The following is a 328-nucleotide window of genomic DNA, read 5'->3' on the forward strand; positions in this document are numbered from 1 at the left end:
TGCCCCGCGGCCCCGAGTCCGGTTAGCGCTCCCGGTTGCGGCGCACCGCGGCGCGGACGAGCTCCACGAACGCGGCCTCGTCCAGCGCGTCTCGTTCGCCGAGGTCGATCGCGCGCCGGGTTCCCGCGGTGAGGCTTGCGTTGAAGACCCCGGCGGGATCGGGGAGCGCGGCCCCCTGGGCGAAGGTCACCTTGACCTTGTCTCGGTACTGCTCCAGGGTGCAGACGAGCCCATCGAGCGAGAAGGTGGGCACCCCGTCGGGATTGCTGGGCTTGCGCCACTTCGTCTCCTCGACGATGTCGGGCTCGGCCTGGCGGAGGAGCCCACG

Annotated in this window: 1 protein-coding gene; it reads right to left on the reverse strand. The window is 72.0% G+C overall.

Features of this window, described 5'->3' with window-relative positions; translation table 11 throughout:
* Positions 1-22: 22 nt before the first annotated feature.
* The coding region (locus tag OOT08_RS16215; protein WP_325093860.1) for a DUF1801 domain-containing protein at positions 23-328 on the reverse strand (306 nt) is incomplete at its 5' end.

It is taken from the genome of Leucobacter sp. M11 (genome assembly GCF_035726885.1).
Taxonomy (GTDB): domain Bacteria; phylum Actinomycetota; class Actinomycetes; order Actinomycetales; family Microbacteriaceae; genus JAPFRB01.